Consider the following 18,669-nt stretch of genomic DNA (forward strand, 5'->3'; position numbering starts at 1 on the left):
CTCTGCCAGGGTCCTCTATTGGCCCGCGGCGCCGTCCAGCCAGCGGTTGGCCAGGGCCGCATCGGCCACCGACAGGCCGATGGTGTCGACTTCGGCCTCGGCGCCCGCATGGGCCGTCGAGGGCAACTCCAGCGGCAGTTCGAGCAGCCGCCGGTCCCGCGCCACCAGCGCCGTCACGCGGGGCTCCACGCCGGCGTAGAGCGGCACGTCGTCCAGCCGCTGCACGCGCCAGGCCTCGCCCTGCACCTCGATCCCCAGCCATTCGTCGCCCGCCGCGAAGCCCGCCTGCTCGGCCAGGCCGCCGCGCAGCACCACCTTGATCTGCAGGCCCTGGCCTTCCGACACCCGCACGCCCAGGCGCTGGGCCAGCTGCGCCGGCTCGCCCTGCAGCGTCACGCCGTTGGCCGCCAGCAGCTCGGCCAGGGGCAGGTCCTCGGTGCCGTGCACCCACTGCGCGATCTCGGTGGCGAACGAGCGGCCCGCCAGCGCCTGGATCGCGTCGAGCAGGTCGGCTTCGGACATGGGGCCGGCGGCGCAGCGTTCCCACAGGGCGCGCATCACGTCGTCCAGCGTGGCCTGGCCTTCGCGGCGCAGCGCAAGGTCCAGACACAGCGCCACCAGCGAGCCCTTGGTGTAGTAGCTCACCGTGCTGTTGGGCGTGTTCTCGTCCTGGCGGTAGTACTTGACCCAGGCGTCGAAGCTGGCCTGCGCCACCGACTGCACCTTGCGGCCGGGCGTCTGCAGCACCTGGTTGACGGTCTTGGCGAGCAGGCGCAGGTAGGTGGCGTTGTCGATCAGGCCCGCGCGGCGCAGCAGCAGGTCGTCGTAGTAGCTCGTGAAGCCCTCGAAGAACCACAGCAGGCGCGTGTAGTTCTCCTGCGTGTAGTCGTATTGCGCGAACTCCGCCGGGCGCAGGCGCTTGACGTTCCAGGTGTGGAAGTGCTCGTGGCTCACCAGCCCGAGCAGCGTGTTGTAGCCCTCGGGCGCGCGTGCCTGGCCGATGCGGGGCAGGTCGCGCCGCCCGCAGATCAGCGCGGTGGAGTTGCGGTGCTCCAGGCCCCCGTAGCCGTCGTCCACCACGTTCAGCAGGAACAGGTAGTTCTGGTAGGGCGGCTTGCCGCTGCCGTGCCAGAAGCGGATGCCGGCCTCGCAGATGCGGCGCACGTCGGCCACGATGCGGTTGCCGTCGAACGAGGGGGCGGCGCCCGCGATCACCAGCCGGTGCGGCACGCCGCAGGCCGTGAAGCGGATGCTCCAGAACGGGCCCATCTCCACGGGGCAGTCCACCAGTTCGTCGTAATGCTCGGCGCGGTAGGTTCCGAAGCCGGCGCGCGTGGTCTTCTCGGCGGCGAGCCCGGTGGCGACGGACCAGCGCGTCACGGCGGGCGTGCTCACGATTTCCAGGTCGTGTCGCGCGGCCTCCTGGCCGTGCACGCGCAGGCACAGGCTGGTGCCGTTGAAGAAACCGCGCGTGGCATCCAGAAAAGCGGTGCGCACCGAGGTGTCGTAGGCGCAGACTTCGTACGTCAGCACCAGCGGGTGGTCGTTGCGGCACTGCACCTCCCAGCGGCACTTGTCCAGCTGGGCGAGGGGCACGTCCTTGCCGTCCTGCTGCGCGCGCAGGTTCTGCAGGTTCTTGGCGAATTCGCGCACCAGGTAGCTGCCGGGAATCCAGACGGGCAGCGACAGCGCCTGCCGGCCCGCGGGCCTGGCCACCGTCAGCGTCACGCTGAACAGGTGGGCGTGCAGTTGCGCGGGCTCGACGCGGTAGTGGACGGCGGGGTGGGCGTGGCGAAGGACGGACATGGTGCGTGCGGCGCTGAAGGGTCGGGGAAGGCCCGGGCCGGCGCAGTGAGTGGTCCGCGCCGCCCGGCGGTCAGGAGCGTGCGCCGCGGCAGCCGCCGCGCACGCCGGGGCTCAATTGCCGGAGCCGCCGGCGTCGGCCATGCGCTTTTCGACTTCCTGCGCGTTGATCGCGCCCGGCACGCGGGAGCCGTCGGCGAAGATGATCGTCGGCGTGCCGGTGATCTTGTGCTTCTTGCCGAAGGCCAGGTTGCGCTGCACGGCCGCGGTGTCGCAGCTGGCGGCGGGCGCCGGCTTGTCGCGCACCATCTGGTCCTGCCAGGCCACCACGCGGTCCTTGGCGCACCAGATGTTGCGGGACTTCTCGGCCGAATCGGGGCTCAGGATGGGATACAGGAACATGTACACGGTAACGTTGTCCACGTTCTGCAGGTCCTTCTCGAAGCGCTTGCAGTAGCCGCAGTTGGGGTCCTCGAACACCGCGATCTTGCGCTTGCCGTTGCCGCGCACGATGGTGAAGGCATCCTTGAACGGCAGCGCGTCGAAGTCCACCGCGGTGAGCTTGTTGATGCGGTCTTCGGTCAGGTTGCGGCGGGCCTTGGTGTCGATCAGCTCGCCCTGGATCAGGTAGTTGCCCTTGGCATCGGTGTAGAACAGGTCGGTGCCGATGCGCACCTCGTACAGGCCCTGCATGGGCGTGCTGCGCACCTCGTCGATCTTCTCCAGCTGCGGAATGCGGTCGGACAGCGCTTTGCGGATGACCGTTTCCTGGGCGAACGCGCCGAGGGACAGAGTGAGCGCGGCGCCGGCCAGCAGGGAGGAGATCAGTTTCATGCGATTCTTTCGTTCTTCAGCTCGTTGTTCATCAATGCGCCGCGGCGGTCGCCAGCGGCCCGCCTTGCGGCCCTTCGGTCCATCCCGTCAGCGCAGGCCCATGGCCTGGCGCGTCACCCAATCCTTGAGCGGGCCGCTGCGCTCGAAGCCCTTCATGCCCCAGTTGCGCAGCGCCGTCAAAGGCCCTTCGCTGCGCGAGAAGAGCTGCTGCAGCCCGTCCATCGTCCAGCCCATCGGCAGCAGGGCCGCCTTGCGTTCGCGCTCGTATTGGCGCAGCAGCCGCAGGTCGCCCACGCCGCGCCAGTAATCGCGCCCGTTCAGCACGCGGGCCAGCGCCTGCGCATCGCCCAGCCCCAGGTTCAGGCCCTGGCCGGCCAGCGGATGCACGTTGTGCGCCGCATCGCCCGCCAGCACCCAGCTGCGCGCGGCGCCCGGTTGGCCCGGCGCCGCCATGGGGCCGCACCAGCGGTCCGCGCGGGCCTGCTGCAGCGGCCAGGCCGCGCGGTCCGCGCTCAACTGCAGGGTGCCCAGCGTGTTCTGGCTGGCTTGCTGGATCTGTTGCTCGAATTCGGTGGGGTCCAGGGCCGCCAGGCGCTGCGCCCGGTCCTGCGAGACTGACCAGACGACCGCGACGGAGTTCCCCGCGGCGCCGTCCAGCGGCAAAAAGGCCAGGATGCCGTCGGGCAGGAACCACTGCCGCGCCACCTGGCCGTGGGGCTGCTCGCACTGCAGCCGGGTGGCGACCGCGTGCTGCCCATACGGCATGGTGGCGAAGTCCACGCCGAATTCCTCGCGCGTGCGGCTGGCGCGGCCCTCGCACACCACGGTGAGCGCGGCGGGCACCGGGGCGTCCACCCATTCGGCCTGGGGCTGGAACCGCAGGGCATCGGCCAGGCGGGCCTCCAGCGCGGGCACGTCCACGATCCAGGCCAGCGCTTCGGTGCCCTGGCGTTCGGCATCGAACGTCACCTCGCCGCCCTGGTCGCCATGCACCTGCATCTGCCGCACCGCGGTGGCGTGGGCGGCATCGGGCCACCCGCGCACCGATTCGAGCAGCCCGCGCGAGGCGGCGTTCAAGGCATAGGCGCGCACATCGGCCGCCGGGGGGGCGGGCGTGCCGACCAGGGCCACGCGGAGCCGTTCGCGCGCCAGCAGCAGGGCCAGGGTGCGGCCCACGACGCCAGCGCCACGGATACATACATCAAAGGTTTGGGCCATGCCGGGCATTGTAGGAGCCGGCCAAGGCGGCACGGGCGGGCACAATCCCGCTTTCACCGATGGGTTTCGCGCCCGCGCCCCTGGAGCTTTTTCCCGTGACTTTCCGCCCCGACCACGACCTTGCCGGCACCATCGCGCGCCTGTTCGTCCACCCCGTCAAATCCTGCGCCGGCATCGAAGTGCGCCAGGCGCTGCTCACCGACACCGGGCTGGACCTGGACCGCGCCTGGATGGTCGTGGACGCGGCCGGCCACTTCCTCACCCAGCGCACGCTGCCGCGCATGGCCCTGGTCCGGCCCCAGCTCAAGGTGCACGAAATGGTGCTGCGCGCCCCCGGCATGCTGGCGCTGCACGTGGCGATCGACCAGGTGGAAGGCCCGGCCACGGTGCGGCTGTGGGACGACACCGTGCCCGCCTGGGACATGGGCCCGCTGGCCGCCCAGTGGTTCACCGACTTCCTGGGCCAGCCCTGCCGCATGGTGCGGTTCGACCCCGAGCACCGCCGACTGTCCAGCCCCAAGTGGACTGACGGACTGGAGGTGCCCAACCTCTTTTCGGACGGCTTTCCGCTGCTGCTGGCCAGCCAGGCGTCGCTGGACGGGCTGAACGAGCGGCTGCGGGCCGCTGGCCACGCGGCCGTGGGCATGGAGCGCTTTCGCCCCAACATCGTGGTCGATGGACTGCACGCGCACGACGAGGACCGCATCGACCGGCTCTACATCGGCACCGGGGAGGGCGAGGAAGTGCACCTGCAGCCCACCAAGCCCTGCGCGCGCTGCCCCATCCCGGACATCGACCCGGCCACCGCCGCCAGCAGCCCCGAGGTGAGCGACATGATGCGCACCTACCGCCACGACCGCCGGCTGGGCGGCGCCATTACCTTCGGCATGAACGCCATCGTGCGCGAAGGCGCGGGCCGCATGCTGCGCGTGGGCCAGCCTGTCGCGGCCGATCTGCGCTTCGACTGAATCGCCCGCTCGAAAAGGGCCGGGATCCGCCCGGCCGCCAGGGGCCCGGGCCCACCCCGTAAAATCGCGGGTTTGTCTCCCGAACACCTGAAAGCCCTGCCATGAGCCTGAAATGCGGCATCGTGGGCCTGCCCAATGTGGGCAAGTCCACCCTCTTCAACGCGCTGACCAAGGCCGGCATCGCCGCCGAGAACTATCCGTTCTGCACCATCGAGCCCAACACGGGCGTGGTGGAAGTGCCCGATCCCCGCCTGCAGCAACTCGCCGGCATCATCACGCCCGAGCGCATCGTGCCGGCCATCGTCGAGTTCGTGGACATCGCGGGCCTCGTGGCCGGCGCCAGCCAGGGCGAAGGCCTGGGCAACCAGTTCCTCGCGCACATCCGCGAGACCGACGCCATCGTGAACGTGGTGCGCTGCTTCGAGGACGACAACGTCATCCACGTGGCCGGCCGCGTGGACCCCATCTCCGACATCGAAGTCATCCAGACCGAGCTGTGCCTGGCCGACCTCGCCACGGTGGAAAAGGCGCTCAACCGCTACAGCAAGGCCGCCAAGTCGGGCAACGACAAGGAAGCCGCCAAGCTGGTGTCCCTGCTCACGCCCATCCAGGCCGCGCTCGACCAGGGCAAGCCCGCGCGCACCGTGCCCTTGAGCAAGGAAGACGCGCCGCTGCTCAAGCCCTTCTGCCTCATCACCGCCAAGCCCGCCATGTTCGTGGGCAACGTGAGCGAAGACGGCTTCGAGAACAACCCGCTGCTGGAGCGCCTCAAGGAATACGCCGCTGCCCAGAACGCACCCGTCGTGGCCATCTGCGCCAAGATGGAAGCGGAAATGTCCGAGATGAGCGACGAGGACCGCGACATGTTCCTGGCCGAGATGGGCCAGGCCGAGCCCGGCCTGAACCGCCTGATCCGCGCCGGCTTCAACCTGCTGGGCCTGCAGACCTACTTCACGGCGGGCGTGAAGGAAGTGCGCGCCTGGACCATCCACGTGGGCGACACCGCCCCGCAGGCTGCGGGCGTGATCCACGGCGACTTCGAGCGCGGCTTCATCCGCGCGCAGACGATCGCCTTCGAGGACTTCATCGCCTTCAAGGGCGAACAGGGCGCCAAGGACGCGGGCAAAATGCGCGCGGAAGGCAAGGAATACGTCGTCAAGGATGGCGACGTGATGAACTTCCTGTTCAACGTTTAAACCGGCACGTGTCGGTTTTTCAAGCTTGGCCGACGTTTGCGGGCGTCGGCCAGCGCTCAGGAAAATGCAGGCCTGTCTAGGGCGCTCTCGATTCCTTGATTTCAACAAGAGCGAAATAGCGCTTCTTGGATAGAGCCTTGCCGCAGATGCATATTGCAGTGGTGGAGTTCGGCCAGTCCGTTGACCTGAACGCTCGCGATAGGCTTCTCGCAGCAGACATCTATCGGCCAGCATGCTCTCTTTCGGCTGAACAGTAGTTTCAGGCTGATTTCGGACTCTTATTCAGTCCCCCATTGGCAGGCAGTTTTAGACCCCAAGCGATTGGTTCCCAGCGGCGTGGTGTGAAAGCACGATCTGCGACTTTGGGTGGGATGGCGAATGATGTGCTGTGCAACTGCAGCTTGAAGAGCGAGAAAAATATGCTGTTAACCGATATAGCCGTCGAACACACTCTGGTGTCCAAAAATGGGGTTCGTCAGACTTTCTTGCTCCATCCGTTTACCGATACACAGCGAGATTCGCTTGGTAAATTCGAGATCGTTCGTGACGTCAGTCGGCCAGGATTCAAAGACGTTAAACGTTCGACCTTCGTCACGTTTCAACAATTAGCGGAGTTGTATGCGAAAGGTGCACTCGAAGAATTCGGGTTTTCCGTTCGCATGTGTCCGGGTCAGGGCACGTACCCCGCCAAGAATCCAGCAAAAAAGATACTGCCAACCAGCATCAAGCCAGGCTCACCGTTCGACCTGGCTGTTCAAAAGGTGGATGTTTCAAAACCTGCGAATCGCGAATTGAGAACCGCCTTGCTTCGCACCGACGTCCAAATTGAAGGGTGACGCCGCTGATCGATATGGAGTACCTGTGAATCCATCCGTTGCCCATGCTGCACTCATCGCCACTTTCAAGCTGGCCGAGGCAGATGCCGCTCACAAGTTCGCATTGATCAAAGCTGCTGCGGTTAAAGGCCCGAAAGCAGTCCAAGCCGCCTCCGAAACCGCTGCAAAGGCAGCAAAACGCAGGGACTCGTATGCAAAAAAGCTGGGCAATCTGGGGGTGAGCCTCAAGGATTGAGCGCGGCCAAGCCGCCAGCGTGATGGGTGGAGAGATGCATGAGTCGCTTCAGGCTGGTTGCCGTCATCCGCGAGCCAGCTCGCAAGCGATGGCTATCGACCCACAGGTGCCGGTCGACGATGTCTAGGCCCTCCGAGTACCGGACGTTCTGGGCGGCCGCAGTTCACGGCCTAGTCTTGCGACATAGCAGTCCATCCGTAACGAATGCAGCAAGGCATCTACTGGGCCTCCGCCGCCACTTCTCGCATCATCATTCTGTAATGCGGTAGGTGCCCCGATACCTTGAACACTTTCTTGAATACTCGGAGATAGCGTTCGATCGACGAGTCGTCAAGCGCCAAGTGCAAGTCGTCAAGAGCGCCATGCGAACCAGCATTGACCCAAGAGAAGAGAGACTTGCACACGGGTTGCTCTGCAGGGTCAAAGTTTTCCCACATCCTGTTGAGATCCCACCCGCCCAAGATCTTGAAGTACGTTTCTAGGATTCGTCGTAAGGTGTTTTGGATACTAGGGGCGGGTGTCCCCGGGCGGCGGAGCTCGGCCCAAAGCATTTCGTATGAGCTCGACACCGGGTTGCCATCGTGGAACTCCACTAACGATTGCCCGCGGATCTTGCGAACGACCCAGAACGTCTCACCGCGTAGCGAGCCCGTACCGCGCTTGGTGTCGAACGACACTTCCTTGTGGAAGTGCACGTTGTGAGTGAGCACGAAGAGTTGCTTTACCGGCCCTTGCCCCGCCTTGATCGACTCGATCAAGCGGTGGATCAGGCTGCTGACGATGAACAGCACATCGCTGTCGAGGCTGGACACCGGGTCATCCAATACAACTACTCGGTCGCTCTGTGTGTCGATGCCGCTCGCGCTGCCCTGAGCGAGAAAGTAGAAATAGAGGAATGTGATGAATGTTCGTTCGCCCTCGCTGAGCGTTTTGCGGGCGCTCGATCCGTCCGACCGCCGTAAACGGTATCGATCGTGGCTCCCGTCTCGCTCGATAGTGAAGCTATTGAACCCGTAGGAGCCTAGGAGTTTGTTGATTTCATCGACCGTTGGCTGAACGCTGGTGGCCTCCTTCTCCAGGGCCTGAATCTGCCGCTGCAGTCCCCTTTCCTCGGTCTCAAACTTTGTGATCTGCTCGTTCAGGCTATCGATGGCCCGTTGAATGCTCGCCGCCTTTTGGAAGTGCTCATCCAAATCGGTCTTGAGCTCTACGTCGACGATATAGCGCCACACTTGCGTTGTCAGGCGAGACTTCTCGACATTCAGATTAGCGACGGTAGCGTTGTGCGTCTTGATTGCCGAGTTGGCCGTTGCGATTGGACCCAAGGCGGCGTCGGCCGCCTCAGCGAAGCTTTGGAGAGCAATGGGCCTACTCGGCTCTCGCCGCTTCGCCGCGATCGAGAGCAGATTGGCCTCAAGGCGTGCCGAAGCGGCGTCCCGGAGCGTCCTCAGCTTGTCGATGTCCAATCGCGGATGATTTCCGTCTAGCGGCGCGGCGATAGTTTCCAGCCATGACTGAGCCTCCCGTCTATATTCAGCCTCCAGCGCCGAGATGGCCGACGTGTCGGCGAGGAATGCCTCGTCGAAATACTGTGAGAGGCTGTTGGCGAGGTTCGGGGGCAAACGTTGTTGGCAGAAAGGGCAGGCCCCCTCGCTCTCCGCCAAATAAGGCTGGCCCTGCTTGACCCAGTCGCTGTTTCCCAATCTCTCGATCAACGCTGCGACGTCTACGTCCTTCTTGCCGACAACAACCTTCGCGAGGATGGGCGCCGATTCGAGCTCAATGAGCCTCGCGGCGGACGGTGTCGGAATGAAGGTTTCAGTAGCTTTCGAAGGGCCATAGACGGTCTTGGCTCGCTCGCGCATGTCGTCGATGGTTGCCGGAACGAAGTCCGGCCCCGGCTCGGACGCCCGCGTGTCCCGAGCCTTCCTGAGAAACTTGGCCTTGTCGTTGCGATAGCCTTCGAGCGCGCCGGCCAATTGACCTTCATGTTTGAGCTTTTGCTGCCAGCATCTGGCCGTCAGCTTCTTGCCCAGTTCGCCGAGTTCTGCGAGCTTGCCCCCCTCGGTCTCCGGATCCGTGCCGCGAAGCGTCTCGCGTCGTTGTGCAATCTTTGCCACTAGTTCGACGGACTGGGCTCTGAGGCGAGAGATCTCCTGCAACGCTTCGACGCTACGTTTGCCTACAGTGAATACACCCTTGATGTCTTCTCCGCCGAAGTTCTCCTCGACGAAATCGCGGTTGTAGACCAGCGTCTCGATTGGGCGGCCGCTCTTCCATACAACTCGGCAGTTGGCGTGGTCTGGATGCGATGGGGCGGCGATGACCCTCGAGATCGTGGTCTTGCCAGAGCCGTTGGCCCCGTAAAAGTAGTTAACTTCCTTGAGGTCGCGTAGCGACTGCGAATCTGGCCTATAGGACGCTATGTCCGCCAATAGAATCGTTTCAATCACGCGGCTCCCTCCCCGTGCGGCCCGAAGGGCCGGTTCTCCACAAAGAATTTAGTCGCGGGAGATCATAGTTCAGCTGCCCCACAGGTCATCTAAGTCCCAACAGATGTAGCCCGTTCTCAGCGCGGAAACCGCAAACAGATCCCGGCAACGTGGGTTCGTTGACGAACAAAGGGCTCCGACGCCCGGGCATCTGCCGCTGAAGAGAAAGTGAGTAGCCACGATACGGACAGTGGTCAACGGCTGCTTCTGGCCGGCAGTTGTTTTCCACACCATGCTGGTTGACCGGCAGCAACCGCTGCATAGTCGATCTTCAAGTTGACTTGACAAGTGCACGCTCTGGGTCGATTACAGCGCCCGTCTGTTCGTCGGTGCTCACCTTTATCCGATGGATTTCTGGGGCCGGCCATTGGTCATCAAGCTTTAGATCAGAGACGACTACCCATCGAATCCTGCTCATGCCTGAGCGCCCAGACCGGCGCCCGAAGGCTGCCTTGCGCAGCCCCCGGGCGCCCCCGGTCAGCGGGGCCGGAACGCGTAGACGTCAGGGTTCCACACCTGTCCGCCCTCATCGTTCTGGCACGAGAAGCCAAAGCCCGAGAACACGTACATCACGCCTCCCACCGCGGCCGCGTTGGTGCGTTTGAGCGCCGGGAAGGCATCGCCGCCCGGGGCCAGCAGGCGCCACGTGCGGTCGTGCAGATTGAAGCGCCACAGTTCGGACGTGGCGTTCTGCGGGAACGCGGCGCCGCAGCCGGAACTGCCGCCCGGCAGGTCGCCCCCGGCCATCAGCAGCGCGTGGCCGATCTGCACGGTCGATCCCTGGTGGCGGGGCGCATCGACGTTGTCGGCTTCGGCGGGCGTGATGTTCTGCCACTGGCGGGTGGCGAGGTCGAAGCGCCAGGTGTCGTTCAACGAGACGAAGCCGTCGCTGTCACTGAATTGCCCGCCGTACAGCGTCAATTGCCCGTCCCATGCGCGCCCGGCCACCGCGGCCTCATGGCGCGAGGTCGGCGAGTTCGCGTCGCCATTGGCGATGATCTGGGTCCACAGGTTGGTGCGCAGGTCGAAGGCCCACAGGTCGTTCAAGGTGTGGAAGTCGGTCTGGATGCCGCCGAACACATAGACCTTCTCGCCGTCCACCCACATGGCGGGGCGCGATCGGGCCGAAGGCCCCGGATTGCCGGGCTGTAACTGCGTCCAGCGGTTCAGCAGGGCGCTGTAGGCCCACAAATCGTCGAAGAACGTGAGCGAGGAAAGGTCGGCGCTGTAGTTGGCGCCGCCGAACACCAGCATCCAGTGCCGCGCCGGCACGGCGGCACTCGCGGCGAAGGCCCGGGCCGGTGGCTTGGCGCCGGGGGGCGACAGCGGCGTCCACCGGGCCAGGCGGGGGTCGAAGCGGTACAGGTCGTCGTAGAACGTGTTCTGGCCACTGGCGAAATCGTCCTTGACCCCGCCGAACAGGTAGATGGACCCGAGGACCGGCGCCACGGCGGGCGTCGAACGCACGGACGGCCCCTCGCCCGTGGTGACCAGCCGGGTCCAGCGGCCGTCTGCTGCTGATGCTTCTGCTGCTGCGCTCCCATGCGCTTGCGCCCCGGGGGCGATCAGCGCCAGGGCCATTCCCAGGCCCCACAGAAATCGTTTCATGAAATTCCTCCGTTGTATTGATTGAATGAACCCGGTCGTCCGGACTTCTCCGGAAACGACCGCGCGCAGTCTATCTTTCCGCTGTTCGGAATATTGGATCGGTCACCACTGGATGCATCTGTAACCTGTGCAGGCTGTCCAAGGTCTTGCGCGCTGCAGCCAGCGGCGCTGGCATCGTGGTGAGGCGGGCCCGATGGGCGGCTTAGGATGTTCTTCGAGTCCTACAGAGGGCCTGCGTGGCTTGGGCGACAGTCAGCGGGTGCGGCACCAAGCCCGCTGGGCCTTCTGGCGCTTCGCGTGTCGATGGGTTGGTTTCACATGAGCGCCGGTCGATCGGCGGAACGAAGAAGGATGCAGAGTTGGACAAACGCATGGCACCGAAGACCATCCTGCACCGCGTGCGGCAAATCGCCTGGTCCGTGCCGGGGCTGCCCGTCATCGCCCTGGCGGTCCGCAACTACATCCTCCACCAGAGCGCCAACCAGGCCGGGAGCATGGCGTTCTCCTCGGTGCTGGCGATGTTCCCGCTGCTGATCCTGCTGTCGGCCACGGCGGCCTATGTGGGCGAGCCGGGGGATGCTGCGGCGCTGGCCCAGCGCGTGCTGGAATACGCGCCGCCGGTGGTGCGCGACGCGATGCAGCCGGTGATCCAGCAGGTGCTGGCGCAGCGCAACCAGGCGCTGCTGGCGATCGGCTTTCTGGTCACGCTGTGGACGGCGTCGTCGGGCATGCAGGCGGTGCGCACGGCGCTCAACCGCTCGTACGGCATCGAGCGCGGCCTGCCGTTCTGGAAGGCGCGCATCAAGGTGACGGTGTTCACGGTGGTGGTGGGCGGCGGCATCTTCGCGGCGTTCAGTTCGGTGATCGTCATGCCCTATGTGTGGCAGCTGCTGGAGCGCAACGTGGGCGTGGGCCAGGAGACGCCCTGGCTGCGCAACAGCGTGCGCTACGGCACGGCGTTTCTGGTGCTGACGGTGCTGTACGCGCTGCTCTACGGCTGGCTGCCCGATCTGCGGCAGCGGCTGCGCACCGTGGTGCCGGGCGCCATCGTGGGCGCGGCGATGTGGGTGGGGGCGGCCGCCACCCTGTCGTACACGCTGCGCAGCGCCGGCAAGCTCGCGCTGGTGTACGGCAGTTTCGCGGGCGTGGTGGCCACGCTGGTGTTCCTGTACATCAGCGCCACCACGTTGATCTTCGGCGCGGAGGTCAACGGGGTGCTGCGCGACAGGGCGGCGCTGCCGGAAGACTGGGGCGGCCCCGATGCTTCGCAAGGAGAGTCCACCGCGCCCGGGGCGTGATGCGTTCCGGACTGTCCTGGATGCAAACCTTGGGCAGGACCGCCGGGCGTGGCGGGGTGTGAAGTGCTGGCGCATGCCCCAACCCGGGCCAGGTGCATTCAGCCGGTTCAGAGTGAAAGCCGGCCCCAGCGCATGAATCACTAGGGCATATTGCTATTGAATTAGTAGCAAATGAAATTCAGCGCCCGGCCTCGGGCCAGAGGTACAGCAGCCCGGCCGTCATGGCCAGGTAGCGCCCGAACTTGCCCACCGCCATGTAGGCCACGCAGGGCCAGAAGGGCAGCTTGAGCCAGCCGGCCACCGCGCACAGCGGGTCGCCCACGACGGGCAGCCAGCTCAGCAGGCAGGCCTTGGGGCCGAAGCGCTGCAGCCAGGCGAGGGCGCGGGGGTTGGAATGCTCGCCCCGGGCGCGGTCCACGGCCTTGTGCGCGCCCAGGCCCATCCACCAACTGAGGGCGCCGCCCAGCGTGTTGCCCGCGGTGGCCACCAGCACGGCGGGCCAGAAGAGTTCCGGGTTGAGCTTGATGAGGCCGAACACCGCGGGCTCGGAGCCCAGCGGCAGCAGCGTGGCGGAGATGAACGACACCATGAACACCGTGCTGAGGCCGTACTGGGGCAGCGCCAGCAGGTCCATGAGGTGGTTCATCCAGATTTCCATAACTGGGGCGCAGTTTAGGGGACGCCGGCGAGCCTTCGCTGTCGGACAGGCGCTTGGGCTCCGCTACGATCGCGCCGCGGTGCGGCCCGCCGGTGGGCCGCCGCCGCACACCCATACAAGAGGAGGTTCCCCACCATGCAATGGTTCGATGTTTCCGTCCCGGCCGTGCGCCGGGCCCTGGCCGTGGGCGCGTTCGGCCTGGCCTGCTGGCTGGCCGGTGCGGCGCAGGCCGCTGTCCTGCACCTGGAGGGGCCGGGCGGTGCCCGGCAGGTCGAGACCGAAACGCTGCTGCGCCACCCCGAGGCGCGCGACATCGACGTGCCCGCGGACGTGGCCTACCACCGGCCCATGCGCTACCGTGCCGTGCCCCTGGCCGCCGTGCTGAACGGCCTGGGCCTGGGCGCGGGCGACGTGCTGGAGGCGGTGGCGCTCGATGGTTTCGTCGCCCAGTTGCCCGGCGCGCTGGTGCTGCGCCCGGGTCGGGGCCAGGCCTGGCTGGCGGTCGAGCCGGCCGGTGCGCCCTGGCCCGCGCTGCCGGGCAAGGCGTCGGGCCCCGGGCCGTTCTACATCGTCTGGCCGGTGGCCGACGGCGTGCTCAGCGAGCAGTGGCCCTATGCCGTGGCCCGGCTGCACGTGCGCGAGTCGCCGGAAAAGCGCTGGCCCCGGATCGGCGTCGCGCCCGAGGTGCCCGCGGGCGATGCGCGCCGGCGCGGCCAGGCGATCTTCGTGGCGCAGTGCTTCGTCTGCCACACCATGAACGGCGGCGGCGAGGCGCGCTTGGGCCCCGACCTGAACCTGCCGATGAGCCCCGTGGAGTACTTCCAGCCGCAGGCGCTGCGCCAGCTGGTGCGCAACCCGGCCAGCGTGCGCCAGTGGCCCGGGCAGTCGATGCCCGGCTTCGCGCCGGACCGGCTCAGCGACAGCGATCTGGACGATCTGGTGAGCTACCTGCAGCACATGGCCCGCGAGCGCCGCGGGGCGCGCTGAAGAACGGCGCGGCGGGCCGCCGATGGGGGGCGGTGGCAGCGCCGGACGCACTTTTCATTTGCTGAAATTTTGAGCAGCTACAATCCTGCCTCCTTTTTCAGCACGCGCTGCCTCCCCCCTCCCATGCACATCGGCCACATTCCTTTGGCGAACCGCCTGTTCGTCGCCCCGATGGCGGGCGTCACGGACCGGCCGTTCCGCCAGCTGTGCAAGGCGCTGGGAGCGGGCTACGCGGTGAGCGAGATGGTCACCTCGCGCAAGGACCTGTGGGACAGCCTCAAGACCTCGCGCCGGGCCAACCACGAGGGCGAGCCCGGCCCCATCGCCGTGCAGATCGCCGGCACCGACGCGCAGATGATGGCCGAGGCCGCGCTCTACAACGTGGACCGGGGCGCGCAGATCATCGACATCAACATGGGCTGCCCGGCCAAGAAGGTTTGCAACAAATGGGCGGGCTCCGCCCTGATGCAGAACGAGGCCCTGGCCCGGGAAATCGCCGAGGCGGTGGTCCAGGCCTGTGCCCCGCGCAACGTGCCCGTCACGCTCAAGATGCGCACCGGCTGGAGCCAGGAGCACAAGAACGCCGTGGCCCTGGCCCGGGCGTTCGAGGGCGTGGGCATCCAGATGCTGACGGTGCACGGCCGCACGCGAGAGCAGGGCTACAAAGGCCAGGCCGAGTACGACACCATCGCCGCCGTGAAGGCCGCGGTGCGCGTGCCGGTGGTGGCCAACGGCGACATCACCTCGCCCGAGAAGGCGCGCGAGGTGCTGGCCGCCACGGGCGCCGACGCGATCATGATCGGGCGCGCGGCGCAGGGCCGGCCTTGGATCTTCCGCGAGATCGGCCACTACCTCGCCACGGGCGAGCACCTGGCGCCGCCGCTGGTGGCCGAGGTGCGGCGCCTGCTGCTGGACCACCTGCAGGACCACTATCGCCTCTACGGCGAGTTCACCGGCATGCGCAGCGCGCGCAAGCACATCGCCTGGTACGTGCGGGCCCTGCCCGGCGGTGAGGCGTTCAGGCAACACATCAACACCATCGAGGACTGCTCCGAACAGTGGCACGCGGTGGCCCACTATCTGGATGCGATCGGGCAACGGATGGACCGGCTGCCCCCCGCGCACACCGAGGACGCAGACCCCAGCGAAAAACAGGAAGACCTGGCGGCATGAGCAAGAAACACATCGAAGAGTGCGTGCGGGAGAGCCTGCAGGGCTACTTTCGCGACTTAGGGGGCGAGACACCGGACGGCATGTACGACATGCTGGTGCGGTTGGTCGAGAAGCCCCTGCTGGAAGTGGTCATGAGCCACGCCGACAACAACCAGTCCCGCGCGGCCGAATGGCTGGGACTGAACCGCAACACCTTGCGCAAGAAGCTGGTGGAGCACAAGCTGCTGTAATTCAGTTGCTATAAATTTAATAGCGTAATGCCCTAGTGGATATTGTGCTGAAGCCCGATTTCAATCAAACCCCACCCCCTGCCATGAACGCACTTCTCTCCGTCTCCGACAAGACCGGCATCGTTGAATTCGCCCAGGCCCTGCACGCGCTGGGCATCCGGCTGCTGTCCACCGGCGGCACCGCCCAGCTGCTGGCCAAGGCCGGCCTGCCCGTGACCGAAGTGGCCGAGGTCACCCAGTTCCCCGAGATGCTGGACGGCCGCGTCAAGACGCTGCACCCCAAGGTGCACGGCGGCCTGCTGGCGCGCCGCGAGCTGCCCGAGCACATGGCCGCGCTGGCCGCGCACGGCATCGACACCATCGACCTGCTGGTGGTCAACCTCTACCCCTTCGAGGCCACGGTGGCCAAGGCCGGCTGCACGCTGGCCGACGCGATCGAGAACATCGACATCGGCGGGCCCGCCATGGTGCGCAGCGCTGCCAAGAACTGGAAGGACGTGGGTGTGGTGACCGACGCCGCGCAGTACGAGAGCGTGCTGGGCGAGCTGAAGGCGTCGGGCAAGTTGTCGGATGCATTGCGCTTCGGCCTGTCGGTCGCCGCGTTCAACCGCATCGCGCAGTACGACGCGGCCATCAGCGACTACCTCTCGTCCGTCACGTTCGAGGCCGAGAAGCTGGCCGAGGACTACGTGCCCGCCCGCACTGCCTTCCCCGGCCAGAGCAACGGCATCTTCACCAAGGTGCAGGACCTGCGCTACGGCGAGAACGGCCACCAGCAGGCCGCGCTGTACCGCGACCTGTACCCCGCGCCCGGCTCCATCGTCACCGGCGTGCAGTTGCAGGGCAAGGAGCTTTCGTACAACAACATCGCCGACGCCGACGCCGCCTGGGAATGCGTCAAGAGCTTCGACGTGCCGGCCTGCGTGATCGTCAAGCACGCCAACCCGTGCGGCGTGGCCGTGGGGCTCGACGCCCTGGGCGCCTACGGCAAGGCGTTCCAGACCGATCCCACCAGCGCGTTCGGCGGCATCATCGCCTTCAACCGCCCGGTGGACGGCGCGGCGGCGCAGCAGATCGCCAAGCAGTTCGTGGAGGTGCTGATGGCCCCCGACTTCACGGCCGAGGCGCTGGAGGTCTTCAAGGCCAAGGCTAACGTGCGGCTGCTCAAGATCGCGCTGCCCCCGGCGCTGGACGCGGCGGAATACGCGCTGGGCAGCAACACGCCCTGGCACCGTGGCCGCAACGCCATGGATGCCAAGCGCATCGGCTCGGGCATGCTGCTGCAGTCGGCCGACAACCATGAGCTGTCGATGATCGACATCAAGGTCGTCACCCAGAAGCAGCCCACGCTGGAAGAGATGGAAGACCTGCTGTTCGCCTGGAAGGTCGCCAAGTACGTCAAGAGCAACGCCATCGTGTTCTGCAAGGGCGGCATGACGATGGGCGTGGGCGCCGGCCAGATGAGCCGCCTGGACTCGGCGCGCATCGCCAGCATCAAGGCGCAGCACGCCAGCCTCTCGCTGGCCGGCACGGTGGTGGCGAGCGACGCGTTCTTCCCCTTCCGCGACGGCCTGGACGTGGTGGTGGACGCGGGCGCGACCTGCGTCATCCAGCCCGGCGGCAGCATGCGCGACCAGGAAGTGATCGACGCTGCCGACGAGCGCGGCGTGGCCATGGTGTTCAGCGGCGTGCGCCACTTCCGCCACTGAGCCGGGCGGCAGGAACCGCCCCCAAGCGCGAAGGCCCTGCCAGCGCGGGAAAGGCAGACCCTGCCTTCCTGCGCCGGCAGGGCCTTCGCCGTTGTGGCGTCAGGTCACCCGACCGTCTGCACGGACTGGCGCACGCTGCCGGCGCCGTGCATCTTGCTGGGGTCGCCCGCCATCACGTTCACCGGCGTCTTGCCGCCGTCCACATCGGTGTTCGAGATATTGACGGTGGAGTGCTTGGAGTCGAAGCGGAAGGTGAAGGCCTTGAGGTTCTGCAAGGTCGAATCGGAGATGTCCACATTCGCCGTGATCGGGTAGCCGCCGCGCGTGACCGCCAGCTGGCCGATGTTGTCCGCGTAGATGCCCTGAAGCTTCAGGTTCACGTCGCCGTTGATCTGGATCGCCTTGTCGTGGCTGTTCTGGAACGACGAGTTCGTGATCTCCACCTGGGCCGGGCCGCTCGGAAGGTCCTTCGCCGAGATGCCGGCGCGCTGGGCGTCGACCGCCTTGTTCTCCGCGCCATCCACGGTGACGAAGTCGTCCCCGGTCTGCAGGCCGTGCACGTTGTCCAGCTTGGCATCGCCCAGCAGGTGGATGCCGTCCCCGCCCTTGAACTGCAGGTTCTTGATCGATGCGCCCGGCTCGAGGATGAACATCGGCAACTGCGTTTCGGCGGTGCCGCCGCCGTTCAGCCCGGCGCCGGCGTTGAACAGCTTGCCTTGCCCGTCGTAGGTCGTGCCCGCCTTAACGATGATGGGCTTGTTCACCTCTTCCACGCCCGTGGGCTCGGCGACCTTCATGTTCGCCGGCGGCTTGGTGACGGCTGAATTCGTTGACGGGGATGGGGCCGGTGTGGGGGCTGCCGACGGCGCGGTCGCCGGTGCCTTGCCGCCCGAACCCACCTCCGTGGGGGGCGGCGGTGCAGGCGTCGGCGATGGCTTGGGCGCGTTCGTGATCGTGGACGGGTCGGGCGTGGGCGCCGCTGCCGTCGGCGCCGGGGCTTGCGTGGGCGTGGGCGCGGGCGCCGGTGTGGCCGCACCGGGGGACGGTGCCGGCGACGGTCCCGAAGAAGGCGCGGCGGCGGGCGAGGGCGAGACAGACGGGGCCGGAGATGGTGCCGGCGAAGGGGACGGCGACCCGCCGCCCGAGCCGCCGGATGAACCGGACCCCTGCTGGCCGCTCAAGTCCTTGATCAGCTTTTCCAGGAACCCCTTGAGCAGGGACTCGATGGCTTTCTGCAGCGTCTGGCTGTCGGTGCCCGAGGCGGAGGACGGGGAATTTCCGGACTGGACCTGGGCCTTGCGGTGGGTGTTCCAGGCACTGAAGGAAGAAAGAAGGTCGATGGGGCTCATGGGTGCTCGCGATCCCGGCGGAACGGGCCGTCGGTCAAAATGCCACGCAACATGCGTGGCTTCGCGAACACTGTG

The 18,669-nt window shown here is 66.6% G+C and carries 16 protein-coding genes; 9 read left to right on the plus strand and 7 right to left on the minus strand.

Annotation, left to right across the window (positions count from 1 at the left end; translation table 11 throughout):
* Positions 1 to 15 precede the first annotated feature (15 nt).
* The 3 genes from AVAK2825_RS00725 to AVAK2825_RS00735 all read right to left on the minus strand — a co-directional run bounded on the left by AVAK2825_RS00725 (position 16) and on the right by AVAK2825_RS00735 (position 3,855).
* Positions 16 to 1,806, minus strand: a complete 1,791-nt coding sequence (locus tag AVAK2825_RS00725; RefSeq protein ID WP_284393164.1) for a M61 family metallopeptidase — start codon at positions 1,804 to 1,806, stop codon at positions 16 to 18.
* 111 nt (positions 1,807 to 1,917) lie between these two features.
* Positions 1,918 to 2,637 (minus strand): DsbC family protein, encoded by a 720-nt coding sequence (locus AVAK2825_RS00730; RefSeq protein ID WP_284393166.1) that lies wholly within the window; start codon positions 2,635 to 2,637, stop codon positions 1,918 to 1,920.
* An 87-nt stretch (positions 2,638 to 2,724) separates the two neighbouring features.
* Positions 2,725 to 3,855, minus strand: coding sequence for an FAD-dependent monooxygenase (locus tag AVAK2825_RS00735; protein WP_284393168.1), 1,131 nt, complete (start codon positions 3,853 to 3,855; stop codon positions 2,725 to 2,727).
* Positions 3,856 to 3,950: 95 nt separating this feature from the next.
* On the opposite strand from AVAK2825_RS00735, the gene AVAK2825_RS00740 reads away from it, so the two are divergent.
* From AVAK2825_RS00740 to AVAK2825_RS00755, 4 genes are all read left to right on the plus strand, one after another.
* A complete protein-coding gene (locus tag AVAK2825_RS00740) occupies positions 3,951 to 4,823 on the plus strand; it encodes an MOSC domain-containing protein (RefSeq protein ID WP_284393173.1) in 873 nt (290 codons plus the stop codon).
* A 101-nt stretch (positions 4,824 to 4,924) separates the two neighbouring features.
* Complete coding sequence (gene ychF / locus AVAK2825_RS00745; protein WP_272567328.1) at positions 4,925 to 6,019, plus strand: redox-regulated ATPase YchF; 1,095 nt, start codon at positions 4,925 to 4,927, stop codon at positions 6,017 to 6,019.
* A gap of 401 nt (positions 6,020 to 6,420) precedes the next feature.
* Positions 6,421 to 6,855 (plus strand): hypothetical protein, encoded by a 435-nt coding sequence (locus AVAK2825_RS00750; protein WP_284393184.1) that lies wholly within the window; start codon positions 6,421 to 6,423, stop codon positions 6,853 to 6,855.
* A 25-nt stretch (positions 6,856 to 6,880) separates the two neighbouring features.
* Positions 6,881 to 7,090: a hypothetical protein gene (locus tag AVAK2825_RS00755; protein ID WP_284393186.1), complete on the plus strand. Its 210-nt coding sequence runs from the start codon at positions 6,881 to 6,883 to the stop codon at positions 7,088 to 7,090.
* A gap of 218 nt (positions 7,091 to 7,308) precedes the next feature.
* Here the strand turns inward: AVAK2825_RS00755 and AVAK2825_RS00760 are convergent, their stop codons facing one another.
* Together AVAK2825_RS00760 and AVAK2825_RS00765 are read right to left on the minus strand one after the other, a co-directional pair.
* Positions 7,309 to 9,543 carry an AAA family ATPase gene (locus tag AVAK2825_RS00760; RefSeq protein WP_284393190.1) on the minus strand — a complete coding sequence of 745 codons (2,235 nt, stop codon included), beginning with the start codon at positions 9,541 to 9,543 and terminating at the stop codon, positions 7,309 to 7,311.
* Between the two features lie 516 nt (positions 9,544 to 10,059).
* Complete coding sequence (locus tag AVAK2825_RS00765) at positions 10,060 to 11,190, minus strand: Kelch repeat-containing protein (RefSeq protein ID WP_284393192.1); 1,131 nt, start codon at positions 11,188 to 11,190, stop codon at positions 10,060 to 10,062.
* A 371-nt stretch (positions 11,191 to 11,561) separates the two neighbouring features.
* Here AVAK2825_RS00765 and AVAK2825_RS00770 point away from each other — a divergent pair, with 371 nt between their 5' ends.
* The gene (locus tag AVAK2825_RS00770) at positions 11,562 to 12,488 is read left to right on the plus strand and encodes a YihY/virulence factor BrkB family protein (RefSeq protein WP_284393195.1); all 927 of its coding nucleotides are present in this window, start codon (positions 11,562 to 11,564) and stop codon (positions 12,486 to 12,488) included.
* Positions 12,489 to 12,666: 178 nt separating this feature from the next.
* Here the strand turns inward: AVAK2825_RS00770 and AVAK2825_RS00775 are convergent, their stop codons facing one another.
* On the minus strand, positions 12,667 to 13,146 hold the full coding sequence (locus tag AVAK2825_RS00775) for a YqaA family protein (RefSeq protein WP_372588224.1): 480 nt from the start codon (positions 13,144 to 13,146) through the stop codon (positions 12,667 to 12,669).
* Positions 13,147 to 13,281: 135 nt separating this feature from the next.
* On the opposite strand from AVAK2825_RS00775, the gene AVAK2825_RS00780 reads away from it, so the two are divergent.
* The 4 genes from AVAK2825_RS00780 to purH all read left to right on the plus strand — a co-directional run bounded on the left by AVAK2825_RS00780 (position 13,282) and on the right by purH (position 17,245).
* Positions 13,282 to 14,133, plus strand: coding sequence for a cytochrome c (locus tag AVAK2825_RS00780; protein WP_284393198.1), 852 nt, complete (start codon positions 13,282 to 13,284; stop codon positions 14,131 to 14,133).
* 123 nt (positions 14,134 to 14,256) lie between these two features.
* Positions 14,257 to 15,306, plus strand: coding sequence for a tRNA dihydrouridine synthase DusB (gene dusB, locus AVAK2825_RS00785; protein ID WP_284393200.1), 1,050 nt, complete (start codon positions 14,257 to 14,259; stop codon positions 15,304 to 15,306).
* A complete protein-coding gene (locus AVAK2825_RS00790; RefSeq protein ID WP_284393202.1) occupies positions 15,303 to 15,536 on the plus strand; it encodes a Fis family transcriptional regulator in 234 nt (77 codons plus the stop codon). The genes dusB and AVAK2825_RS00790 overlap by 4 nt, the downstream gene beginning before the upstream one ends.
* Before the next feature lie 83 nt (positions 15,537 to 15,619).
* Complete coding sequence (gene purH / locus AVAK2825_RS00795; RefSeq protein ID WP_284393205.1) at positions 15,620 to 17,245, plus strand: bifunctional phosphoribosylaminoimidazolecarboxamide formyltransferase/IMP cyclohydrolase; 1,626 nt, start codon at positions 15,620 to 15,622, stop codon at positions 17,243 to 17,245.
* A gap of 104 nt (positions 17,246 to 17,349) precedes the next feature.
* Here purH and AVAK2825_RS00800 read toward each other — a convergent pair whose 3' ends face one another.
* Positions 17,350 to 18,594 (minus strand): pectate lyase, encoded by a 1,245-nt coding sequence (locus AVAK2825_RS00800; protein ID WP_284393210.1) that lies wholly within the window; start codon positions 18,592 to 18,594, stop codon positions 17,350 to 17,352.
* Positions 18,595 to 18,669 lie beyond the last annotated feature (75 nt).

This window comes from Acidovorax sp. SUPP2825, from assembly GCF_030158995.1.
In the GTDB taxonomy this organism is placed as follows: domain Bacteria; phylum Pseudomonadota; class Gammaproteobacteria; order Burkholderiales; family Burkholderiaceae_C; genus Paracidovorax.